At 60.8% G+C, this 21,146-nt stretch carries 22 protein-coding genes and 1 pseudogene; 15 read left to right on the forward strand and 8 right to left on the reverse strand.

What is annotated here, in order from left to right; all coding sequences use genetic code 11:
• Nucleotides 1-223 precede the first annotated feature (223 nt).
• From FY528_RS08145 to FY528_RS08160, 4 genes are all read left to right on the forward strand, one after another.
• Entirely contained in the window at nt 224-676 is a 453-nt protein-coding gene (locus FY528_RS08145) for a CPBP family glutamic-type intramembrane protease (RefSeq protein ID WP_149070495.1), read from the forward strand.
• 402 nt (nt 677-1,078) lie between these two features.
• On the forward strand, nt 1,079-2,299 hold the full coding sequence (locus tag FY528_RS08150; protein WP_149070496.1) for a PQQ-dependent sugar dehydrogenase: 1,221 nt from the start codon (nt 1,079-1,081) through the stop codon (nt 2,297-2,299).
• A gap of 498 nt (nt 2,300-2,797) precedes the next feature.
• On the forward strand, nt 2,798-4,075 hold the full coding sequence (gene dctA / locus FY528_RS08155) for a C4-dicarboxylate transporter DctA (RefSeq protein WP_149070497.1): 1,278 nt from the start codon (nt 2,798-2,800) through the stop codon (nt 4,073-4,075).
• Nucleotides 4,076-4,091: 16 nt separating this feature from the next.
• Nucleotides 4,092-4,646 carry a hypothetical protein gene (locus FY528_RS08160; RefSeq protein WP_149070498.1) on the forward strand — a complete coding sequence of 185 codons (555 nt, stop codon included), beginning with the start codon at nt 4,092-4,094 and terminating at the stop codon, nt 4,644-4,646.
• Here the strand turns inward: FY528_RS08160 and FY528_RS08165 are convergent.
• Entirely contained in the window at nt 4,643-5,092 is a 450-nt protein-coding gene (locus FY528_RS08165; protein WP_149070499.1) for an energy transducer TonB, read from the reverse strand. The two genes, FY528_RS08160 and FY528_RS08165, sit on opposite strands and share 4 nt — an antisense overlap.
• Nucleotides 5,093-5,283: 191 nt before the next feature.
• Between FY528_RS08165 and FY528_RS08170 the strand changes: the two genes are divergently transcribed.
• From FY528_RS08170 to FY528_RS08205, 8 genes are all read left to right on the forward strand, one after another.
• Entirely contained in the window at nt 5,284-5,607 is a 324-nt protein-coding gene (locus tag FY528_RS08170) for a hypothetical protein (RefSeq protein ID WP_149070500.1), read from the forward strand.
• 379 nt (nt 5,608-5,986) lie between these two features.
• Nucleotides 5,987-6,943, forward strand: coding sequence for an alpha/beta fold hydrolase (locus tag FY528_RS08175; protein WP_149070501.1), 957 nt, complete (start codon nt 5,987-5,989; stop codon nt 6,941-6,943).
• Nucleotides 6,944-7,045: 102 nt separating this feature from the next.
• The gene (locus FY528_RS08180; RefSeq protein WP_149070502.1) at nt 7,046-7,654 is read left to right on the forward strand and encodes a DUF7010 family protein; all 609 of its coding nucleotides are present in this window, start codon (nt 7,046-7,048) and stop codon (nt 7,652-7,654) included.
• Nucleotides 7,655-7,669: 15 nt separating this feature from the next.
• Nucleotides 7,670-8,788 carry a sensor histidine kinase gene (locus tag FY528_RS08185; RefSeq protein WP_149070503.1) on the forward strand — a complete coding sequence of 373 codons (1,119 nt, stop codon included), beginning with the start codon at nt 7,670-7,672 and terminating at the stop codon, nt 8,786-8,788.
• Nucleotides 8,785-9,531, forward strand: coding sequence for a LytR/AlgR family response regulator transcription factor (locus FY528_RS08190; protein WP_149070504.1), 747 nt, complete (start codon nt 8,785-8,787; stop codon nt 9,529-9,531). Before FY528_RS08185 ends, FY528_RS08190 begins: the two co-directional genes overlap by 4 nt.
• 85 nt (nt 9,532-9,616) lie before the next feature.
• Nucleotides 9,617-9,856, forward strand: coding sequence for a hypothetical protein (locus FY528_RS08195; RefSeq protein WP_149070505.1), 240 nt, complete (start codon nt 9,617-9,619; stop codon nt 9,854-9,856).
• Between the two features lie 283 nt (nt 9,857-10,139).
• On the forward strand, nt 10,140-12,905 hold the full coding sequence (locus tag FY528_RS08200) for a S8 family peptidase (RefSeq protein ID WP_187632052.1): 2,766 nt from the start codon (nt 10,140-10,142) through the stop codon (nt 12,903-12,905).
• A 126-nt stretch (nt 12,906-13,031) separates the two neighbouring features.
• Nucleotides 13,032-13,451, forward strand: coding sequence for a VOC family protein (locus tag FY528_RS08205; protein ID WP_149070507.1), 420 nt, complete (start codon nt 13,032-13,034; stop codon nt 13,449-13,451).
• 122 nt (nt 13,452-13,573) lie between these two features.
• Here the strand turns inward: FY528_RS08205 and FY528_RS21810 are convergent, their stop codons facing one another.
• The 4 genes and pseudogenes from FY528_RS21810 to FY528_RS08225 form a co-directional block, all read right to left on the reverse strand.
• Nucleotides 13,574-14,752, reverse strand: a complete 1,179-nt coding sequence (locus FY528_RS21810; protein WP_373281612.1) for a Y-family DNA polymerase — start codon at nt 14,750-14,752, stop codon at nt 13,574-13,576.
• 68 nt (nt 14,753-14,820) lie between these two features.
• Nucleotides 14,821-16,545 carry a group II intron reverse transcriptase/maturase gene (gene ltrA, locus FY528_RS08215; RefSeq protein ID WP_149070509.1) on the reverse strand — a complete coding sequence of 575 codons (1,725 nt, stop codon included), beginning with the start codon at nt 16,543-16,545 and terminating at the stop codon, nt 14,821-14,823.
• Between the two features lie 560 nt (nt 16,546-17,105).
• Nucleotides 17,106-17,216: pseudogene (locus FY528_RS08220) on the reverse strand (Y-family DNA polymerase); the annotation flags it as partial.
• Nucleotides 17,217-17,218: 2 nt separating this feature from the next.
• Nucleotides 17,219-17,590 carry a LexA family protein gene (locus tag FY528_RS08225; RefSeq protein ID WP_222931798.1) on the reverse strand — a complete coding sequence of 124 codons (372 nt, stop codon included), beginning with the start codon at nt 17,588-17,590 and terminating at the stop codon, nt 17,219-17,221.
• A gap of 327 nt (nt 17,591-17,917) precedes the next feature.
• Here FY528_RS08225 and FY528_RS08230 point away from each other — a divergent pair, with 327 nt between their 5' ends.
• Nucleotides 17,918-18,166 carry a hypothetical protein gene (locus tag FY528_RS08230; protein ID WP_149070510.1) on the forward strand — a complete coding sequence of 83 codons (249 nt, stop codon included), beginning with the start codon at nt 17,918-17,920 and terminating at the stop codon, nt 18,164-18,166.
• 104 nt (nt 18,167-18,270) lie between these two features.
• Here the strand turns inward: FY528_RS08230 and FY528_RS08235 are convergent, their stop codons facing one another.
• Nucleotides 18,271-18,957 carry a TIGR02117 family protein gene (locus tag FY528_RS08235; RefSeq protein WP_149070511.1) on the reverse strand — a complete coding sequence of 229 codons (687 nt, stop codon included), beginning with the start codon at nt 18,955-18,957 and terminating at the stop codon, nt 18,271-18,273.
• 59 nt (nt 18,958-19,016) lie between these two features.
• Entirely contained in the window at nt 19,017-19,550 is a 534-nt protein-coding gene (locus FY528_RS08240; RefSeq protein ID WP_149070512.1) for a metal-dependent hydrolase, read from the reverse strand.
• A gap of 57 nt (nt 19,551-19,607) precedes the next feature.
• Here FY528_RS08240 and FY528_RS21420 point away from each other — a divergent pair, with 57 nt between their 5' ends.
• Together FY528_RS21420 and FY528_RS21425 are read left to right on the forward strand one after the other, a co-directional pair.
• Nucleotides 19,608-19,781 (forward strand): hypothetical protein, encoded by a 174-nt coding sequence (locus FY528_RS21420; RefSeq protein WP_222931795.1) that lies wholly within the window; start codon nt 19,608-19,610, stop codon nt 19,779-19,781.
• A 45-nt stretch (nt 19,782-19,826) separates the two neighbouring features.
• Nucleotides 19,827-20,021: a hypothetical protein gene (locus FY528_RS21425; RefSeq protein WP_222931796.1), complete on the forward strand. Its 195-nt coding sequence runs from the start codon at nt 19,827-19,829 to the stop codon at nt 20,019-20,021.
• On the opposite strand, the gene FY528_RS08250 is transcribed toward FY528_RS21425, so the two are convergent.
• Nucleotides 20,011-21,003, reverse strand: coding sequence for an AAA family ATPase (locus FY528_RS08250; protein ID WP_149070513.1), 993 nt, complete (start codon nt 21,001-21,003; stop codon nt 20,011-20,013). The two genes, FY528_RS21425 and FY528_RS08250, sit on opposite strands and share 11 nt — an antisense overlap.
• Nucleotides 21,004-21,146: the final 143 nt, after the last annotated feature.

Here is a 21,146-nt window from a genome sequence, read left to right on the forward strand (position 1 = left end):
GGTCGGGCTTCAACCTTGGCTATGAAGTAAACAAGTGATGGTTGCTCCGTGCACGAAATCGTCAGATTTTGGGGCTTTGTACCTTGTGAGGATCAAATTTAAAGTCCAAGAGAAAATCCCATGAGAAAGAACAAGTACTCAATTTTGATTAGTATATTTTCCTTCATTATAGCGATATTCATATTCAAGAATTGGGACACGTTCAAAAGCATGCTACCTTAAAATGGCACCTTTAAAAAAGGCAGTTACTGTCTTGGTTCTTCTTATACTCAATTCTCTTATTACGCCAAAGCTGCTTGTATATGCAGGTTTCCCAAATCTTAATCCGCCGCAATATTTTACCGATATTGATGCAATAAATATCTTTATTCTGACTATACTTGCCCCATTGACTGAAGTTGCAGTTTTTCAGTATTTGATTTATTTTTTATGCAAAAAGTTGCGGATTTATCCTGTATACTATGTTCTGTTTTCAGCTTTACTTTTTTCTATTTCGCATTATTATAACTCCGCTTACATAGTCAAATCATTTGTCTCCGGTGTACTATATGCTTATCTGTTTAATGGGTTGGCCCAGCAGTATACCCGGGCTATTGAATCTGCTATTTTCCTAACAGCCCTGGTCCATTCCATGCACAATATTTTTGGTATTTTATACGATTTTTTAAGCAAATAATAGCTCTGCATAACTAGGCAGACCACCCCCAGAGCCTATAGCGGATTTACGGATGGTGTAGCAGGTGTAAAGACGCCAACTTGCGTCTCCTCGTTGAACGATTGATGCCCAGGCGGCGCGAACGCCCAGACGCAAGTAGGCGTCTCTGCACCGTTCCTGAAACGGCTATAAGTTCCCCCATCTATTGGTCAGAGTCTGGCCCTGCCCCCTGTCCAACTGACCTCACAGGCTAAAGCGCCGAACTAAGCTTAAATTAAAAAGCACATAGAACCGCCCGGAAGCTGCGGCAACTAGCCCGCGTCTGACCCAGCCTCGCACTCCCAGCACAGACCATTTACCCGACCTGCTACGCAACCCCAGCCCTTTGTTCGCAGTTGAAGAAAGCTCCTCAGCACTTCAACGATGCACTTCCTCCGACATTCCCTCTTAGCAGCGGGCCTGCTTTCCGCTTCCGCGGCCCTGGCCCAAAACGACTACCAGCAAAGCGTGAAAGACGGTTACGCCGTCAACGTGTTTAAGCCCCAGCAGGTAGAGGCCACCGATGCCCGCGTAAGCCAGCTGAAAGCCCCAGCCGGCTTCACGGTGAGCAAGTTTGCCGAGAAAACCGGCAACCCGCGCATGCTCACGGTGGCCCCCAACGGCGACGTGTATTTCTCCGACCGCACCAAGGGCACCATTACCCTGCTGCGCGACACGAACAAGGACGGCAAGGCCGACGTGACGCGCGAGGTGGCGCGCCGCCCCGACCTGCACGGGCTGGCTTTGCAGGGCAGTAAGCTCTACCTCACCACCATTCGGGAGCTGCTGGTGGCCGACATCAAGGCTGATGGCACCCTGGGTGAGCTGAAAACCCTGTACACCGACCTACCCGACGCCGGCCAGCACCCAAACCGCACCATGCACTTCGGGCCCGATGGCAAGCTCTACCTCTCGGTGGGCAGCACCTGCAACGCCTGCGATGAGCGCAACAAGGAGCAGGCCACGCTCCTGCAAATCAATACCGATGGCTCGGGCCGCCGCGTAGTGGCCAAGGGTCTGCGCAACACCATCGGCTTCGACTGGCACCCCAGCACCAAGGCCCTTTGGGGCTTCGACCACGGCATTGACTGGTTGGGCGACGAGGACCAGCGCGAGGAGCTCAACGAAATCAAGGAAGGCGCCGACTACGGCTGGCCCTACGTGTACGCCGACGGCAAAATCCCGCCTCACCCCCAGCCCGCCGGCGAAACGCCCCAGCAATACGCCGCCCGCACCGTGAAGCCCGTGCAGCTCTACGCCGCCCACGCGGCCCCGCTGGATATGGTGTTTTACACCGGTGGCCAGTTCCCCAAGGAGTACCAGCGCGACGCCTTCGTGACCATGCACGGCTCCTGGAACCGCGCCCAGCCCAGCGGCTACCGCGTGGTGCGGGTGCGCTACAACGAGCAGGGCCAAGCCACCGGCATCGAGGATTTTCTGACCGGCTTCCTGGTGGATAACAACAAAGCCCACTTCGGCCGCGTGTGCGGCATCATCCAGCACACCGACGGCTCCCTGCTCATCACCGACGACACCAACGGCGTAATCTACCGCGTGACCTACGCCGGCGGCAAGGACGCCAAGCCGGGTAAGAAGAAGGGGTAGCAGCGGGCTACCATCGAAAGCCCTGCCATTCCGGCAGGGCTTTTTTATTTTTCTGATTCCGTAGAACGGTGTAGAGACGCGACACTTCGCGTCTCGTCGTTGCTGACGTTTTGTAGGCTAAGCGGCTCCGGGTCATTCAATGAGGAGACGCGAAGTGTCGCGTCTCTACGTCGTTCTGCAGGTACAAATGCGTAGTCTAGCCAGCTTGTCGGTAACCCGGCTTACCGGTGGGTTGCTGGCAAAGCTTCTTTGTATCGTCCAACTAATGCGCCTTCGTATCTGCATCGAAGCTTATACGAAGCTTCATCGAACCTACATCGAAGGAACAACGAATCCTGGTGGGCTTCAGAGCAGGCTTTCATCACAGGATAGTACTACTTGGGGGTGCTGGCGGAAGTATCCCGGTTGAATACCCAGGACGGATAAGGAGTAAGCTAGGTAGCCCGGCGGGTGTAGCGGCAAGTAGCTACCTTACGGGACTAATTGGCCGGTTTCAGTATGCCCAAACACTTTCGCAACCTCACGTTTCAGGTACTCACGGCCATTGCGCTGGGCATAGCAGTAGGCGCGTTGTTTCCGGCCGTAGGCGCGGCCCTCAAGCCCCTCGGCGACGTGTTCATCGGCCTCATCAAGATGCTGATTGCGCCCATCATCTTCCTGACGGTGGTATTGGGCATCGGCTCCATGGGCAGCCTGAAGAAGGTAGGGCGTGTGGGCGGCAAGGCCCTGCTGTACTTCGAGCTCATTACCACCTTTGCTCTGCTCATTGGCGTAGCCGCCGCCAACCTGGCCCGGCCCGGCGCGGGCATCGATACGCGGGGTGTGGCGGCCAAGGCCGCTGAAACCCAGCAGTACGCCGAGAAGGCGGCCCACATGGACTGGGTAGCCTTCTTTACCCACATCATTCCGGAGAGCTTCGTGGGGGCCTTTGCCCAGGGCGACGTGCTGCAGGTGCTGCTGGTGGCCGTGCTGTTTGGGCTGGCCCTTACACGCGTAGCGCCCACGGTGAGCGGCCCGCTCATCAGCACCTTTGAAAAGCTCAGCCACGTGTTTTTCGCGGTGCTGGGCATGGTGATGAAGCTGGCCCCGCTCGGCGCCTTCGGGGGCATGGCCTTTACCATTGGCAAGTACGGCCTCGATACGCTGCTGCCGCTGGGCAAGCTCATGCTCACGGTGTACGGCACCATGGCCCTGTTCATATTTGGGGTGCTGGGCGCGGTGGCGCGCTACTACGGGTTCAGCCTGTGGCGGCTGCTGGGTTTTATCAAAGAGGAGCTGCTGATTGTGCTGGGCACGTCCTCGTCGGAGTCGGCGCTGCCGCGGCTGATGGACAAGCTGGAGGCCTTTGGCTGCGCCCGGCCGGTGGTGGGGCTGGTGGTGCCCACGGGCTACTCCTTCAACCTCGATGGCACCACTATTTACCTCAGCATTGCCAGCATTTTCCTGGCGCAGGCGTTTGGGGTGCCGCTCACGCTGGGGCAGCAGCTCACCATCATCGGTATTCTCATGCTCACGAGTAAGGGCGCGGCCGGCGTCACGGGCTCGGGCTTTATCGTGCTGGCGTCCACACTGGCGGCCACCAAAGTTATTCCGGTAGAGGGCATGGCCCTGCTGCTGGGCGTAGACAGGTTTATGAGCGAGGCCCGGGCCATTACCAACATCATCGGCAACGCGGTGGCGACGGTGGTGGTGGCCAAGAGCGAAGGGGCGTTTGACGAAGAAAAAAACCGGGCCGCGCTACTGGGGCTGGTTCAGGCGGAATCAGAAGTTCGCTAACGTTGTTATCACACCTATGCCGGCCCTCTCCCCCGACCTTCGCAAAGCCCTTTTCAGCCTTCCTCAGAAAGAAAAAGACCAGCTGCTGGCCCGCCTCGTGGCCCAGGATGCCGTGCTGGTAGAGCAGCTCAGCTTCCGGCTGCTGGAAGGTGACGATGCCCTGGAGCAGCGTCGCCACCGCCTGCGGCAGCAGGTAGACGACCCCGTGCGCGGCTACCACCAAACCCCCAACGACCTGCTGCACATTGTGCGCCAGCTCCAGCAGCGCCTCACCTACCACACCAAAATCACCGACGACCTGCTGGGCGAAATTGAGCTGAGTTTGCGCCTGCTCGGCAACGTCTTCCGGCACCAGCCCGAAGCCGTGAGCCGCCTGCACGGCCCCACCCAGCCCCTGCTCCAGCACCTGGCCCGCCGCACCCACGACACCCTGCGGCAGGCCTACAAGCTGCACGAAGACTACCACGTGGAGCTAGCCCCGGCCATCAATGAGGTGCTCAGCCAACTGTACCAGTCGGCCGCCGCCCCGCTGGCCCGGGAGCTGGGCGTGCCCCTTCAGTTCAATACTTAATCCACCGTGCGAAAGGCTACTGGCAGGGTGTAGTACACGCGCACGGGCTGGCCCTGCACGCGGCCGGGCGTCCACCAGGGCATGATGCGCACCAGGCGCAGGGCTTCCTGGTCGAGGCCGTGGCCCAGGCCCTTCACTACCTCGGCGTCGCGGATGCGGCCTTGCTCGTCTACCACGAAGCGCACGTACACTTTGCCCGAAATATTCTGCTGCAGCGCCTCGGCCGGGTACTGCACCTTTTCGCGCATGAAGAGCAGCAGGGCTTTTTCGCCCCCTTTGAAGGCTGGCATTTCCTCGGCCAGCACGTATACTTTAGGAGCAGCGGGCCGGGCGGCGGCCGAGCCGGGCTCGGTGGCGGGGGTGACCAGCGCCAGGGGGCTGGGCTGCTGCGCCCGGGCGGCAAAAATCGTGGTACTCAGCAGGAACGTAAGTAGCAGCTGTTTCATAAGGCCAGGCTAGATAGCGCGTTGGACGAAGGCAAAAGTAGGCGCCCCCCGAGCGCGGTGCTTCACCGCTGCGTTATGGTTGTGTTGCGGGGAGGTTGGTAACATTCCGGTATCCTTTCCCGGCGAAAAACAGTAGTTTGAGTATCCCGCTTACTTACCCGCGGCGCCATTCCGCTCAACCTCTTCACCCTATGTCGCATACTCCCTCCCCCCAGCACGTGCGCGTACCGGAAAACCTTTCCGATGCCCACCTTCGCCAGGCACTTACTGAGCTGGACGAAAAAATCAAGACCCTGCGCAACCGGGCCCATACCACCACCGCCAACTCCCCGCACACCTACCACGAGCACATTGCGGCGCTGGAAGTAAAGCGCGCCGGGCTCCTGGAGCGTCTGGGCCCCGCCGCGGCTGATGCTCCCGCCAAGGACAGCGCCTCGCCCACCGACCGCTCGACCTGGGAAGAAATCTGGCAGGGTATTGAAAACCTGCGCAACGACCTGCGCAATATTATCTAGACATCGGAGACACGCATCCGGCGGCGGCTTCGGATTCCCCGGATTTCGGGGGCAATTGTCGTTCAATAAAGAAACCTCGCATGGTGCGAGGCCTTTTTGTTGTCTGTCATCCTGAGCGTAGCGAAAGACCTTATCACGTTAGAACAGTTTCGTTCAGGCGTGATAAGGTCCTTCGCTACGCTCAGGATGACAGACGGATAAAGCGCACCGACTACAAAATCCGCGGAATCCGAAAAATCCGCGCGAATCCGTGGTGCCGTTCGCCGGGGCTTTTCGGCAGTTCGGCCGGGGTATTTACCGTTCGCGAAAAAGTAGTTTCAGGCAGGAAGGCCGGGGTGCTAGATTTGATTTATCAATCAGCCACAAAGCCCTACTTCCTATGAAACTTACCACTGCCCTCCGCCCTGTCTGCGCCGCCCTACTGCTAGTCTCTGCGGCTTTCAGCGCCCCGCGCTCCGCCGCGGCTGCCTTGCATTTCACATCCGAGCAAGCCACCGCCACGCCCGATAATCCTGCTGCGCACCCCGGCTTTACGGTGCGTGTGGTGGGCAAAGGCCAGCCCATGCTCCTGATTCCGGGCCTGACCTGCCCCGGCGCGGTGTGGGACGAAACCGTGGCCCACTACCAGAAGCAGTACCAGTGCCACATTGTGTCGCTGGCCGGGTTTGGGGGCACGGCGGCGCCGGCCAGCACCAGCCAACTGCTGCAGAACGTGCGCGACCAGCTCCTTGCCTACATCCAGACGCAGAAGCTAGCCAAGCCCACCGTAGTGGGGCACAGCCTGGGCGGGTTTGTAGCCCTCTGGATGAGCAGCACCCGCCCCGAGGCCGTAGGCCCCCTGGTTATTGTCGATTCGCTGCCGTTTATCGGCGCCGTGCAGAACCCGGCCGCCACGGTAGAGATGGTGCGCCCCATGGCCGAGGGCATGCGCCAGCAAATGAGCAAGAGCAAGGCCCAGCCTGCCCAGCAGCGCCAGATGGTGAGCGGCCTTGTTACGGATACGGCCCGCATTACCCAGGTAACGCGCTGGGGCCTGGCCTCCGACCCCGCTACCGTGGCCCAGGCCATGTACGACATGTACACCACCGACCTGCGCCCCGAGGTAGCGCGCATTCAGCAGCCCGTGCTGGTGCTGGGGGCCTGGGCTGCCTACCAGGCCTATGGCTCGACCAAAGAAAGCACCCGCGCTATTTTCGAGCAGCAATATGCCCAGCTGCCCCGGCACCGCGTGGAAATGTCGGAAGCCGGCAAGCACTTTCTTATGTACGACGATATGCAGTGGTTTTTCCAACAGGCCGACGCGTTTCTGCGGGAGCAGGCGGTAGCAAAAAAGTAACTCGCCATCTTGCGGCATTGCTGGCCTGGCCTGCGGCCAGGCCAGCAATGTCCTCGTTTGGTCGAATCGTTTTCTCTGCTTAAAAAACCCAGCGCCTACGTTATGGAAAACTACGCTACTCCTTTCGAGCACGAATTTGCCGTGCTGCGGCTCGAAGTATCGGTGAAAGCCAAAAATGGCCTCGACTTCATCCTGGCGGCCAGTGCCGTGTGGGTGGCTATTACGGGGGTGTGGCTGCTGCCCGGCCCGGTAGCGCAAAAGGGGCTTATCACCTTTTTTGTTGGCCCCCTCACGCTGCCGCTGGCCTGGCTGCTTTCCCGGCTCCTGCGCACCAACTGGAAGCTGCCGCACAACCCTTTGCAGCCCCTGGGTTTGTGGCTGAACATTGCCCAGCTCTTCTACTTCCCGTTTCTGATCTTCATCTTCAGCAAGTACCCGGCGTATTTTATCATGACGTACGGCATCATCACGGGCGCGCATTTCTTTCCGTACGCCTGGTTTTACAATACCCGCGCCTACGCTGTGCTGGCGGGGGTAATTTCGGTGGGCTGTTTGGTGATTGGACTGCGCACGGCCGGCCCCACGCTTTATCTGGTGCCGGCTTTTGTCGCGGCTATGCTGCTAGTGCTGGCGGGCTTGCTGTACTGGGCTTACTGCCGGCAGCGGGCGGCCTACACCCAGCTAAGCCCGGGCCAACTGGCAGCGGCTTAACGGTTGATAACCTGCATGGCTGCTCTGAAGTCTTACGCGGCAGTGCCCGCGCCCGGCCGGTTGTACTGGCGCCTGCAGGCCCTGGGTTGGGGCCTGTATCTATTGCTGAACATAGCTATGTTCAGTTTGATGACGCCCCTTAGCGGGAAGCTCTTGCTCATGCAGCTGGCCATTGTGGCGCCACTGGTGCTCATCAGCCACGGACTGCGCTACCACCTGCGGGCCAGTGGCTGGGTGAAGCTGGCGCCGGTGCCCCTGCTCAGCCGCCTGCTGGTGCTGAACGTACTGCTCGCCGTGCTCAGCCAGGTCATCATCTGGGCCATTATCTACTTCCTGATCCGACCCGCTGCCGATGGCCGGCCCCACGGCTGGGGGCAGTTTGTGTTCTACGTGTTCAACGTGAACTTTCTGCTCTGGCTCTGGGAAGGATTTTACTTTGGCTGGCACTACCTGAGCAGCTTCCGGCAGGCCGAGGTAGATAAGTGGAAGCTGGCCGCCGCCGTGCAGGAAGCCGAAATGCGCACCCTCAAGGCCCAGATCAACCCGCACTTCATGTTCAATGGCCTCAACAACATCCGCGCCCTGGTGATGGAAGACCCCGGCCGCGCCCGCGACATGATTACCCACCTTGCGGACCTGCTGCGCTACTCCATTCAGCTCAACAGCGCCGAGCAGGTGCCCCTGGGCCGGGAGCTGGAAATTGTGGAGCACTACCTGCAGCTGGAGGCCATGCAGCTGGAAGAGCGGCTGCACTACACCCTGGACGTGGACCCCGCCGCCCTGCACGTACCCATTCCGCCCATGACGCTGCAGCTGCTGGTGGAAAACGCCATCAAGCACGGCGTGGCCCCCCGGCCCGCCGGGGGCTTTGTGCAGCTCACGGCCCAGCTCAACGACTCCGGCACCCTGCACGTGCGGGTGCGCAACACGGGCCAGTACGCGCCCCAGCCGGACCACCCGGGCGTGGGCGTGCGCAATGCCCGCGAGCGGCTGGCTTTGCTGTTCGGCCAGGCGGCCCAGCTGGTTATTCAAAACGACCCTACCCAGCCCGATACGGTGGTAGCCTGCCTGCAGCTCCCAGTCCACGCGCCCACTGCGGCTTCGCCATCCTTTTCCCACCCTGCCGCTGTATGAACGCGCTGTTAGTTGACGACTCCCGCCTGGCCCGCACCGAGCTGCGCCACCTGCTACGGGCTTTTCCGGAGGTGCAGATTGTGGGGGAAGCCCGCCACGCCGGCGAGGCCCGTGCCCTGCTGCTACAGACGCAGCCGGATCTGCTGTTTCTGGATATTCATATGCCCGGCGAAACCGGGTTTGAGCTGCTGGCTTCGCTGGAAAAGGCGCCCCACGTCGTCTTCACCACGGCCTACGACGAGTACGCGCTACGGGCTTTTGAGGTAAACGCCCTAGACTACTTGCTCAAGCCCATTCAGGAAAACCGCCTGGCGGCGGCCCTGGCTAAGGCGCAGGCCAAGGTGGCTGGGGCGGCAACGGCGGCGCGCGGGGCCGCTTCGGCCCCGGAGGAGCCGGCGCTGCCCCCACTCACGGAGCAGGACCAAGTGTTTGTAAAGGATGGGGAGCAGTGCTGGTTTGTGCGCCTGGCCGACATTCGCCTGTTCGAAATCAATGGCAGCTATACCCAGGTGTATTTCGACCAGCACCGCCCCCTGATTCCGCGCACCTTGCAGCACCTGGAGCAGCGCCTCGACCCGCGTGTATTCTTCCGCGCCAACCGCCAGCAGATTATCAACCTGAAATGGGTAGAGCGCATTGAGCCCTGGTTCAGCAACTCGCTGAAAATTCACCTGCGCGGCGGCCCCGCCGTGGAAGTTTCGCGGCAGCAGTCGGTGCGGTTTCGGGAAATGCTGAGCCTGTAGATTATGTATCTTTTTGCTGACTTCCGCAGTACACGGCAGTAAGTACCTGGAGTGGTACTGGCTCATTTTTTGTACTGCAGCATTTATGAAACTGCTTCTACCCTTCTTCGGCTGTCTGCTTCTGCTGGCTTCCTGCTCCCAGGACCGCGAAGCCCTCCATACCCCTAAGGCCCGCCCCGCATCTTCTTTCAAAACGGAAAAGAGCAACCCTCACAACAAGAAAGCTCAGCGCAAGCCGGGCGAATCCAGTTTGGGACTGGGCATTGATATGAACTCCCGGAATCCCAACAAATTCAAGACCGTGAAACGGTCTAAGAACAACTAACCCCGCGTCGGCGGCTGCCTGTTCCCGGCACAATCCTGCCTTGGTACGATGGTACTAAGGCAGGATTTTTTTATCTGTTTCATCCGCGCTTTCGCCAGGCATAAATTATTCAGGCTGAGCCACAAACTAACTCGCGGAGAAAACTGCCTGCTTTAGCGAAAAGCCCGTACATAGTTGACCTTGGTACGGCAATTACCCCGTATATTTTCCTACTGAATTCCCCACCTATATGCTGCCACGGCTACCTGTTCTGTCTGCTTTCCTTTGGGCGCTGATTTGGCTTTTGCCAAGTGCAGCCTCGGCCCAAACAGTCTCCCCCACTGCACCTGGGGTACTGGTTTTCCGACTAAAGGCGGCCACGGGCGGGCTCTCCGCGGGCCAGCGCCTCACCAGCCCGGCTTGGCAAAAGGCCGTGCGCCAGCTGGGCGCTACGGCGGTGCGGCCAAAGTTTCCGCACGCCCGCGGCCCGCTGGCCCGGAAAAAGCCAGCCGTCGACCTGCAGCTGATTTACCAGGCCGAGTACCCGGCCGAGGTTTCCTTTGCCAAAGCCCGGACGCTGCTGCTGCAAACCGGCCTGGTGGAGTACGTGGAGCCGCTTTACCAGCGGGAGCCGCTCTACCAGCCCAACGACCCCTACGCCGACTCTACCCGCACCAAAAATGTGCAGTACTACCTGAAAAAAGTAAGCGCCTACCGCGCCTGGGACGTGTCGAAGGGCGACACCAACGTGGTTATCGGCGTTCTGGACACCGGCACCCGGTTTACGCACCAGGACCTGAGGGGCCAGGAAAAGCGCAATTACAACGACCCGATTGACGGCATCGACAACGATGAGGATGGCTACATCGACAACTTCCGGGGGTGGGACCTGGCCGACAACGACAACGACCCTTCGCCCGACGCCCTGACTTCCCAGCGCGGCCACGGTATTCTGGTGACGGGCGTAGCGGCGGCCCGCACCGATAACGGCAAGGGCATAGCCGGAGCCGGCTTTTCCTGCAAGTACCTGCCCCTGAAGATTTACCCTAGCACGGCCAGCGGCTTTTTCGCCGGCTTCGAAGCTATTGTGTACGCCGCCGACCACGGCTGCCAGGTAATTAACTTGTCCTGGGGCGGCGCCGGGGGTAAGTCGCAATATGAGCAGGACATCATCACCTACGCCGCCGTGGACCGGGACGTGGTAGTGGTGGCCGCGGCCGGCAATACCAATGCCGAGCTGGATTTTTACCCGGCCAGCTACGAGCACGTGCTGTCGGTAGGTGCCCTGGAGCCCAACGACCAGAAAGGGCGCTCCAACACCTACAGCTACCACATCGACTTATCGGCCCCCGGGCAGCAGATTTTCACTACCGTCTTCAACCACGACAGCGCCTACGTAGACGTGGGCGGCTCGTCTTTCTCGGCCCCGCTGGTAGCCGGGGCCGCCGCCCTGGTGCGCACGCAGTTTCCCGGCTACACCTCGGAGCAGGTAATGGCGCGCCTGCGCCAGACCACCGATTCGCTGTACACCGTCACTGGCAATGCCGTGTACCGCCACAAGCTGGGCACGGGCCGCCTCAACATGCACCGCGCCCTCACCGAGCCGGTGCTCTACGCCGTGCAGCTTACCAAGCTGCGCTACGAGCCCCAGCCCAGCTTCCAGCCCGATGACACCACCCGGATTGTGGCGGAGCTGCAAAACGTGCTTACCCCGGTGGCCAACCTGCGCATCTCCCTGACCACGGCCTCCCCCTACCTGCGCGTGCTGCACGGCAGCGTAGTGGTGGGCGACATGCTCACGCTCAGCAACGCCAGCAACAGCCTGGAGCCCTTTGAGGTATTTGTCTCACCAGACGTTCCCCAGGCCACTATGGCAGTGCTGCGCTTTCACTTTGAAGCCGATAATGGCTACCAGGACGACCAGTTTGTGACGGTGACCCTGAACCCGGGCTTTATTACGCTCACGGCCGGCAACCTCCACGTATCGGTTACCAGCCAGGGCAACATCGGCTACGAAGCCACCAACTCGGCCGTGGGCGAGGGCGTCACGTACCGCAACGGCCCGCCGCTGCTGTCCAGCGGCAGCCTGCTGGTAGGCACTACGCCCAGTCGCGTGTCGGACCGGCTGCTGAACGAGGTCAAAAGCGTTGACCAGGATTTTGTGAGCGTAAAGCCCTTGCGCTTTGTAGCCGCGGCCCGGGAGGCCGATCAGGAAATAGCCGGGCGCTTTCAGGACGTGCCCTCGGCCAGTACGGTGGGAGTGCGCGTGCGGCAGCGGGCCTACGCCTGGGCCGACTCGCTCCGCCGCAATTACGTGGTGCTGGAGTACCGCCTCACCAACATCACCACCGATACGCTGCGCCCCCTGTACGCGGGACTGTTCATGGACTGGGACCTGCCGCAGGCCAGCAGCCGTAACGCCGCGGCCTGGGATGCGGGGCGCCAGTTGGGTTACGTGTACGACCGCCTCGCCCCCACCCTGCACACCGGCGTGCAGTTGCTGCAGGGCGGTACCGCCGTCAGCTATGCTATTAACAACAATGCGCCGGTAGGCTCGCCCATCCGGCTGGCTGATGGCTTCAGTAGCGCGGAGAAGTTTCTGATGCTGAGCAGCGGTACTACCCAAGCCACCGCGGGCGAAACGGCCACCGGTGCCGATGTATCCCACGTAGTAGGGGCCGAGCTGCCCGCCCTGGCCCCCGGCGACTCTACTCTGGTGGCCTTTGCCCTGCTGGCCGGTGGCTCCCTGGATAGCCTGCGGGCCACTGCAGATATTGCCCGGCAGCAATACCTGGGCACCGTTACACCCGTGCGGCCGCCCGGCGCAGTTGCGACCCGGTGGGAAGTATACCCCAACCCCACCACGGGCCGCGTGGTAATAGACGTGCCACCCGCCTTTTCTGCCCGTCAGGTTACCCTGCTGGATGCTCTGGGCCGGCCGGTGCGGAGCTGGACGTGGACCGGGCAGCGTCGCCAAGCGTTTCAGCTTCCCTCGGCCGCCGGCTTGTACCTGCTGCGGGTAACAGGATCAGGCGGCGTACTGGTGCGCAAAGTGCTGGTGCGCCCTTAGTCGCTCCAGGGCACAGTCCGGTCGGCGGCCAGGGCTCAGCAAATCCTTCCTGGAGGCTCCAAGATTTTGAAGCACTTATCCTGTAATAGTATTTGCAATTTGTAGTCGCGCAAACAAACCAGGAAAATGGAAAATACCGACAACGCAGCGTCTGCTGCCAGTAATATCATCAGCCCCAGGGTAACCGGTGTTGGTGGCATCTTCTTTCTGGCCGATAACCCAGAGAGAATGAAGGACTGGTACGCCCAAAACCTGGGGTTCGAGCTGAATGACTGGGGCGCAACCTTTGCCTCCCGGGATGCCGCCAACCCCGATGAGGTAAACCAGCTGCAGTGGAGCCCCTTTCCAAAAGGAAGCGACTATTTCGCGCCCTCTAAGAAAGAGTTGATGATCAACTACCGGGTTCAGAACATCGAAGGGTTGGTAGCCAAACTCCGGGAAAACGGCGTCACCATTCTCGATGCTATTGCCAGCTACGACTACGGCAAGTTTGTGCACATTCTGGACGCCGAGGGCAATAAGCTCGAGCTATGGGAGCCCAACTGACAGGGCGGCGTAACAGGCGAAGCACCTGTTCATAAATGAGAAAATCAGGCGGCCGGCTATTGCAAGCGTTACATAGGTCTTTTAGCCCAGAGCTGCATTAGGCAGATGAGAAAACGCCTGGCCTAAATATGCCAGAGCTGCTGCCAGTCGGTGGTGTAGGCCGGGGAGCGAAAGGCGCTGGGGTCCAGGCCGCTGGCCGCCAAGCGCACGGTTCCGCGGCCAAAACGCGCGTTCAGGGCGTCAAAGGTAGACATCAAGGCGGCGCTCTGCTCCGTTTCGCCCGCGCTGAATAAGCTCAGCTGGGGCTGGCCGGCGGGCTCTAGCCCGGTGAGCAGAACCCCGGCCCGGGTATAGGCCACTCCGGGCTGGCGCAACTGCCGCAGGCCTCGCAAAGCGGCCTTGGTCAAAGACAGGGTGTCGTTGGTGGCTACCAGCAGGGGTACTACCGTGGATAGCGTGTAAGGCCCGGGCTCCCCGGTGTACCGGTCGCGGCCCAGGAGCACGGTTAGCAGATGCGCTACCCGTTGCTGCTGCCGTAGCTTCTCGGCTGCGCGGCCCACGTGGGTGGCAATGGCCTCCTGCAGGGGGCCCAGCGCCGTTTGCGGCTTGCCAAAGCTGCGGGTGCAGATCACGCTGTGCCTTGGCCGCGCCAGCTCGGTTTTTTCGCCTTCCTCGGGTAGCAGATTTTCGCCGTGCCACGAAAGCGTTTTCTCACCCCGCAGTTCTCGCCACAGGCGCACCCCGGCCACGCCGCCTAGGTGACGCCTTACCCAGGCTTCGGGCATTGCTGCTAGCTCGGCGGCGGTGCCCACCTGGTGCAAGCGCAGTTTAGCGGCGTATCGGCGACCTATGCCCCAGACATTTTCTACCGGCGTGCTGGCCAGCGCCGCCCGCTGCTGCTCCAGCGTAGCCAGCAAGCACACCCGCTCCGTTTCCGGTAGTTGGCGGGCCAGCCGGTTGGCCAGCTTAGCCAGCACCTTGGTGGGAGCTATGCCAATAGCCGTTGGAATGCCGGTTTGCTGCCGCACGGTGTGCCGAATCCGATGGGCATATGCCTGCAGGCCCTCGGGGGCGCAGTAGCGCAGCCCCTCCAGGTTCAGAAACGACTCATCTATGGAGTACACCTCTACCTCCGGCGAAAACTGCGAGAGGATGGTCATGACGCGCCGGCTCATATCGCCGTAGAGCGGATAGTTGGAGGAGAATACCGTTACGCCGTGCTCACGCAGACGGCCCCGCGCCTGGAAATAGGCCTCTCCCATAGCAAAACCTAGCTGTTTGGCTTCATCCGAGCGGGAAATAAGGTTATGGTCAGCCGGGGAATCGCTCCCCCGGCTGCCACTTCAGAACCGTGCGTGAGACTTTCACCTCACACGGCTCCTCGTTGTGCACCGCTACCGCGAGCTGCCAGGCTGCCGTCCTGCTTCGTCTTTTGGTGGTGACAATGCCGGTGCAGCAGCTGTAGATTCGTCAACTCCTCCTTCCCGCCGCGTATTCGGGGCACGCGGTGGTCCTTTTCGAGCACATCCGTGTCCGTGAAGCACAGGTGGCACCACGCGCAGCGCCCGGCTTGCTGCTTCAGCAGCAGGCAGGTGCGCCGGTCCAGGCCGTGGTACTGCCGCAGTCGCGCGCCCCAGTACGGCCAGTCGCCATCAAAGGGCGAGCGGGTGCCCGCCACCTTGACGTGGCGCTGGATGCGGGTGAAGCTGTGGTAGCGGAGTTGCACCCCGGCCGGGGTGGCAAAGTTCCAACTGCCCTGCTCCAACCGCCAGTACTTGCGCACGATGCGTCGGCGGTGCTTGCCGCCGTGCCGGCGCATGGCCCAGCGGCGCAGCCCGTGGTAGAGCACGTAGTCCATGCGGGAGAAGACGTCTCTGGCCACCACACCGGCGTAGTACTGGCTCCAGCCCCGGATGACCGGGTTCAGCTCCCGAATCAGCGCCTGTTGGGGCGAAGCCCGTTGCCGAAACAGGATGTCCCGCAGCCGCTGGCCGTGCCGGTGCTGCGCCGTGCGCGAGGGCTTGATTAACGTCTTGAAGCCCAACAGGTGCCCCTGTTGGTCCTTGCCCGAATGGGTCCGTCCCACCACAAACTGCCGCACGGTGGTCCCCAGGAAATCGAAGCCCGCCGGGTGCTCGGCCGTGGCGTGCCGCGTGTGCACCAGCCGGGTTTTGGCGGGCTTCATGGCCAGTCCCAACGGCGCCAACCAGTCCGCGAGTAGTTGCTGACAGGCTTCCACCACGGCGCGGTCTTCGTGGAGGACCACGAAGTCGTCGGCGTAGCGAATCAGCGTCACTTTCGGGCTCAGGCGGGTGGGGCTGATGCGCCGTTGTCGGAAGTGCGTCCGGAGGACCGTTTCCATGCCGTGGAGGGCGATGTTGGCCAGCAGCGGCGAGATAACCCCGCCTTGCGGGGTCCCGGCCTCGACGGGCTGAAACACGTCGCCCTCCAGCACGCCGGCCCGCAGCCAGCCCTTGAGCAGGCGGCGGAACCGGGGCACGGTATCCACCTTGGCCAGGAGCCGCGGGTGGTCGATGCGGTCAAAGCACTTTTCGATGTCGGCGTCCAGCACCCACTTGGCCCGCTGGTTGATGCAGGTATAGATGGCCGCCAGGGCGTCGTGCGCCGACCGGCCGGGCCGGAAGCCGTAGCTGTTGGGCTCGAACCGGGCTTCCCACTCGGGTTCCAGCGCCAGCTTGACCAGCGCCTGCAAGGCCCGGTCGCGCATGACGGGAATGCCCAAGGGGCGTTTGTCGGCCGAACCCGGCTTCGGAATCCAGACCCGTCGCAACGGTTTGGCCGCCCACCGAAACGAGAGCCGACGGCCCAGCCGCAGGCGTTGCTTGTCGGTGAGCGATTTCACCCCGTCGATGCCGGCCGTGCGCTTGCCCTGGTTGTCCTGGGTGACTTTGCGGACGGCCAGGAGTTTGGCCGCCCGGGACTTACTCAGTAGTTTTTGGAGTTGGCGCACCTGCCGGGTATCGCCCCGGCGGCTGGCCTGGTAAATGCGTTTTTGCAGTCTGAAGACCGTACGCTGGAGCTTCTTCCAGGGCAGGGCCTTCCATTCATCCATCTGTGGCATCACAGTGTCCATCGTCTTGACTGTTACTAACTTCGTTTACCAATACACAACGGGCGCAAGTGGGCATATCCGCCGGCTTTCCCGGCGGCGTTGGCTTCTTGCGCCATCCTGCCCCGAACCGGCGTGTAGCCGGCGGCCCACTGCCGAAGCAGAGCCGGTTCGGGGTTTCCCTGTTCCACCTGTCTGTTTCACGAAAGCGTAGCGTCCCACTGTTTCACCGGGTTATGCTGTGAATGAGCGGCTTCGGTCGGTCATGCAATACCGAAGCCCTGACAACCAGTCCCTTTTGGGCAAGCTTGTTATACTGGGTAAGCTTGTTCAACGTAACGATGATTAATGGATTCAGAAGGTCTTACGCATACTTTCACACTCGCAGGGATAGCCGGCCAGTCTCCGACGTACCCGCTTTCTTTCCCGCTTCACCCGCCCGGGTTGCCACATCGGGCAAGTGGGGAAAGCGTTTTCGCCCGCTCATCAGGACGGCAGAGAATTTGGCTCTGCACCAGACAGATAGTTATTCTTTAGCCCGAGCTAAAGAACGCCTGCTTATGGAGTTCACAGGCAACAGGTCGCACGCACCCGTCGTTGTTGCTGAGCACTACCACGGGGCGGCCCTCCAGACGGGGCTGGAAAACCCGCTCACAAGACACGTAAAAGTTGCTGCAATCGACCAGCGCCACCATAACTACTCAGCGGATATCTGATTACCATCCCCGGCACGCAAGCCGGCAGTAGTGTTCATGGAATGAATGACGTGGGTGACGACCCCGCGCACGGAGAAGTTCATTCCGGGCAGTATTTCCTGGGGCTGATACTTGGGGTTGGCCGGCTCCAGCCATACCCGCCCTCTAGCCAGGCGTAGCCGCTTCACGGTAAACTCCCCATCCACCACGGCCACTACTACCAGCCCGCTTGCGGGCGTGAGGGCGCGGTCGATGATCAGTAAGTCGCCATCCTGTATGCCGGCTTCCTGCATAGAGTCGCCGCGCACCCGGGCAAAGTAGGTAGCCGCCTGGTGCCGGATCAGGTGCTGGTTTAAGTCGAGGTGCCCCTCCAGCTACTTACCAGCGGGTGAGGCAAAACCCGCTGGTAAGTAGCTGCTCAGCAATGGTAGCGCCAAGGCCAACGGTTGCTGGGGCAAGGTATACAAGGACAATGGATGCATGGGTAGCAGCAGGAATTACGCCGCCGCTATTTACTAAAAATATTAGCAAATCCAAGAGCTTACCCACATCGTATGTTTCTCCTATGCGCCTGTACAACTGGTATTAAAATAGCATTAATCAGGCAATAATAGCCAATAAACGGCTTTTTATCTGGTAATAAACCTGTATATTTTTACCGCCAATTTTGTTAGTTTACCGTTGTATTTGTATCTTTGGATATGTCGAAAGTCAAGTTTCCTGTACCAGCCCCCGTGCAGCAGTTTGCGCGGTGCATTGATGCTAGTAGCCGGCCCGCAGACTACGTTGGCGAGTGGCCGGAGGCAGGCCATGTGTACCCCGTGCAATACCGGCGCAACGTCCGCACTGGCAAGCCCCAGGTCCACGTTCTGGGGTTTTATGCCGAGGCTCCTTATGGAGCTTTTGCCGCTCACCGCTTCAGCTCCGTCGCCGAAGTCTGGCTGAACTAGGTTCCAGCCTATTTCTCTTTCATCTTCCCGGTTGGCGCTGCGTGTTTAAAGCAGCCCAACCGGGCTTTCTTTTTCTGCCCGCCTTTGCATCGGCTTCGCTGGTCCTACCGGTAGTGCCAGAAAATGCCGAAGTCAAAGGGCGTCCAGAGGGCGGCTTGCTGGTTGGCCACCTTTAGGGCCTCATTGGCCCAGGTGTTGCAGGTGTAGAACAGGTTATAGGTTCGGCGGGCCTCGTAAAAAGCGTCGTACTGCCCGTAGCTGTGGCCGGCAATGTGCTGCACCCGGCCCTGGGCATCGGGCTCGAAGCTGTTCCGGATAAAGCCAATGAGCTTTTCATACTCGGCCGGCTTGAGGTAAATACGCACGCAGTGCGGGCCTTCCTGGGGGCGGTGGTGGAAGGTGGTATGCATGGCCGTGGTGCTCATCCAGAACATGGCGCGCACGGCGGTACTGGGTTTAAGCTCGGCCCAGGTAGGCGTGTTCAGGTAAAATCCTTTGTCGCCCCAGCCGAAGCCCACGTATTGCCGGCTGCTGTCGGCGGCCGGGGTGTGGCTATAAGGCACCAGCTGGCTCCAGTCGATGTACTGGGTGCGCACGGGCAGGACAATATCGGTGTGCACCCCGTTCGACAGCACCCAGGCCTCAATGGCGCCCGTCTCAGGCTGGCTCCGCTCCCCCACCGGCACCGCCGACAACGCGGCTGAAGCAGCCAGGTATACGACTACTGCACCCACGATACCTCCACCCGTCCAGGCGGCTCCTTTCAATACTTTTTTTAGCGTGTTTGGCATTCAGAACGGTTGAGCTTGAATATAGCAGACCAGCCCTCATACGAGGTAGAGCCCGAAAGTTATTGTTCTTTTCGGCGGGCCCACCGCGTAGCTAATAGGACCAGCAGCGTAGGCAGCCACAGCCAGCGTAGCTCACTCAGCAGCGTGACTACCCCTCGCCAAGAGAAAAAGCCCGCCCCCACCGGCGAAACGCGCACCGGGCGCCATGGCCAAAAGTACCGCTCCCCGCTAAATGGGGCCAGCAGCGCCACCCCCAGGCCGCCACTAGTGAGCATATCCAGCAGTGGGTGTGAAACCGTGGCTGCCGCCAGCCAAGCCGCCAGCTCTATCCGGCTCAACGTACCGCGCAACCGCGCCGGCGCCAGCAAGGCCAGCATAATTCCAGCCAGCGCAGCAAATGCCAACGAGTGCGTGAAGCCCCGGTGCCCCCACATACTTGCGTAAGGAATACCCAGCTTGAACGTCACGGCATCGAAATCGGGCAGGATGGCGCACAGGGCCAGGAGCCACCAGAAGCCCGCGGGGCGCGGCTGGGAAGAGAGGCTGCGGCCGAGGCCAACGGCTACGGCGGCGTGGGTGAAAATGGTGGGCATAGCGGGCCGCAAGTACGGCGGTGCAGTGTACATTTGAAACCCTATTTCCCCTGAAAAATGGCTACCGAATCGTCCGACGCCCACTACGTCATTCCGGCCGCGTACCGGCGCATGGAAAACCTGCACATCGTGTTCTGGCTGCTGAAAGACGTGAGCTGGTGCATGGTGTGGAAGCCCCTGGGCCTGGCCATGGTTGTGCCCACCCTGGCTATTGCTATCATGATTACCTAGCGCACCCGCCACCTGGTTTCCGAGCTGGCCCACAACCTGGCCATTGTGCTCTGGATTTCGGCCAACTCCTACTGGATGATCAGTGAGTTCTTTCACTTCGATGAGGTGCTGGTGTGGCACTCCGTCACGGGCAAGCACCTGGCGCTGGTGCCGTTCGGAGCCGGGCTGCTGGTGCTGGCCTTCTACTACCTGGTGCAGAAACCGCGCGAGAACCGGCCGGAGCAGGTGGCTACGCTGTAGCCGCCTGCTTCAGCAGCAACTCAATCAATTGCACGGCCTGCGCAAACCGCTCGGGCCACACCCCACCTATTTCGTGGTATTGGATGCCAAAATGCGTCAACGTCTGCCGGTGCAAAGCATCCAGCCGCAGCCGTTCGGTCTGGCTTAGCCGGGTACCATCATCCACAAGCGGCACATCGGCTTGCAGGTACAAATACAGATCGGCCCGGTTGATGGCATACAGCTCGGCCGGCAATTCCAGGTAATCTTCGCCCAGCAGCCGGGTATACGACTGCGTGATGTGCACATCGGTGTCCAGCAGCAGCAGCGGGCCGGCTGTGGCCTGGGCCGCCGCAATGCGGCGGGCGTGTTCCGAGGCCACCGCCAGCAAGTCGGCCCGGCTGATTTCGGTCGAGTGGGCCACCAAGTCCCGGCCCGCCTCGGCTACGGAGGAGGCCCCGAAGTGTGCCGCCAGCTGCTGCGTCAGCGTGGTTTTGCCGGTTGACTCCGTACCCAGAATTGCTACCGTGCGCCGGTAATAGTCCTGCACGCTGCCCGGCAGGTACTGCCAATGTGCCTGTAGGTCGGCTCTGATGGCGGTGGCGGAAACAGGTACTTGCACACGGGCCGGATCGAAATTCAGAAACCGGATACCCAGCCAGGCCGCCACCATTTCCCCATACGGCTCCGAAGTGACGACTAGATTAACGGTGGGCAGCTCCTGCCGAAACCGCTCGGCCCACGCGTGTGCCACGGCTTCGGAGGAAACGGAGGTGTTGGGCAGCTCGTTTTCGCGGTAGTCCAATACCTGCACATGTACCTCTGGGTGGGCAGCGTAAGTTTCGCGCAGCCAGCCGGCCCGTACGCTACCCGGCAATTGCTCCAGGTCGCTGGCGCATACCAGCACCGTTAGGTGGTCGCAGTGGCGGCGGGCAAAGTCAATGAGGGCCAAGTGCCCCCGGTGCAGGGGCAGAAACTTCCCGAATACTAAGGCGTGCGTCATAGCGGATAACGCTTCTGATGAACTCTTGCTATGCAATGGAAAAACCGAAGCATGCTAAATTAAACGTCATGCTGAGCTGGCCGAAGTATCCCGACTGCTTTGTACAAGTATTCAACGAAAAGGCAGAGAGGCTTCGGCTACGC

It is taken from the genome of Hymenobacter lutimineralis (assembly GCF_008271285.1).
GTDB classification, from domain to species: Bacteria; Bacteroidota; Bacteroidia; order Cytophagales; family Hymenobacteraceae; genus Hymenobacter; species Hymenobacter lutimineralis.

Bases quoted from the DNA above. Each gene is read 5' to 3' on its own strand.
- FY528_RS08145 (WP_149070495.1), top strand. From the start codon at position 224: ATGGCACCTTTAAAAAAGGCAGTTACTGTCTTGGTTCTTCTTATACTC.
- FY528_RS08150 (WP_149070496.1), top strand. From the start codon at position 1,079: ATGCACTTCCTCCGACATTCCCTCTTAGCAGCGGGCCTGCTTTCCGCT.
- dctA (WP_149070497.1), top strand. From the start codon at position 2,798: ATGCCCAAACACTTTCGCAACCTCACGTTTCAGGTACTCACGGCCATT.
- FY528_RS08160 (WP_149070498.1), top strand. From the start codon at position 4,092: ATGCCGGCCCTCTCCCCCGACCTTCGCAAAGCCCTTTTCAGCCTTCCT.
- FY528_RS08165 (WP_149070499.1), bottom strand. From the start codon at position 5,092: ATGAAACAGCTGCTACTTACGTTCCTGCTGAGTACCACGATTTTTGCC.
- FY528_RS08170 (WP_149070500.1), top strand. From the start codon at position 5,284: ATGTCGCATACTCCCTCCCCCCAGCACGTGCGCGTACCGGAAAACCTT.
- FY528_RS08175 (WP_149070501.1), top strand. From the start codon at position 5,987: ATGAAACTTACCACTGCCCTCCGCCCTGTCTGCGCCGCCCTACTGCTA.
- FY528_RS08180 (WP_149070502.1), top strand. From the start codon at position 7,046: ATGGAAAACTACGCTACTCCTTTCGAGCACGAATTTGCCGTGCTGCGG.
- FY528_RS08185 (WP_149070503.1), top strand. From the start codon at position 7,670: ATGGCTGCTCTGAAGTCTTACGCGGCAGTGCCCGCGCCCGGCCGGTTG.
- FY528_RS08190 (WP_149070504.1), top strand. From the start codon at position 8,785: ATGAACGCGCTGTTAGTTGACGACTCCCGCCTGGCCCGCACCGAGCTG.
- FY528_RS08195 (WP_149070505.1), top strand. From the start codon at position 9,617: ATGAAACTGCTTCTACCCTTCTTCGGCTGTCTGCTTCTGCTGGCTTCC.
- FY528_RS08205 (WP_149070507.1), top strand. From the start codon at position 13,032: ATGGAAAATACCGACAACGCAGCGTCTGCTGCCAGTAATATCATCAGC.
- ltrA (WP_149070509.1), bottom strand. From the start codon at position 16,545: ATGGACACTGTGATGCCACAGATGGATGAATGGAAGGCCCTGCCCTGG.
- FY528_RS08230 (WP_149070510.1), top strand. From the start codon at position 17,918: ATGTCGAAAGTCAAGTTTCCTGTACCAGCCCCCGTGCAGCAGTTTGCG.
- FY528_RS08235 (WP_149070511.1), bottom strand. From the start codon at position 18,957: ATGCCAAACACGCTAAAAAAAGTATTGAAAGGAGCCGCCTGGACGGGT.
- FY528_RS08240 (WP_149070512.1), bottom strand. From the start codon at position 19,550: ATGCCCACCATTTTCACCCACGCCGCCGTAGCCGTTGGCCTCGGCCGC.
- FY528_RS21420 (WP_222931795.1), top strand. From the start codon at position 19,608: ATGGCTACCGAATCGTCCGACGCCCACTACGTCATTCCGGCCGCGTAC.
- FY528_RS08250 (WP_149070513.1), bottom strand. From the start codon at position 21,003: ATGACGCACGCCTTAGTATTCGGGAAGTTTCTGCCCCTGCACCGGGGG.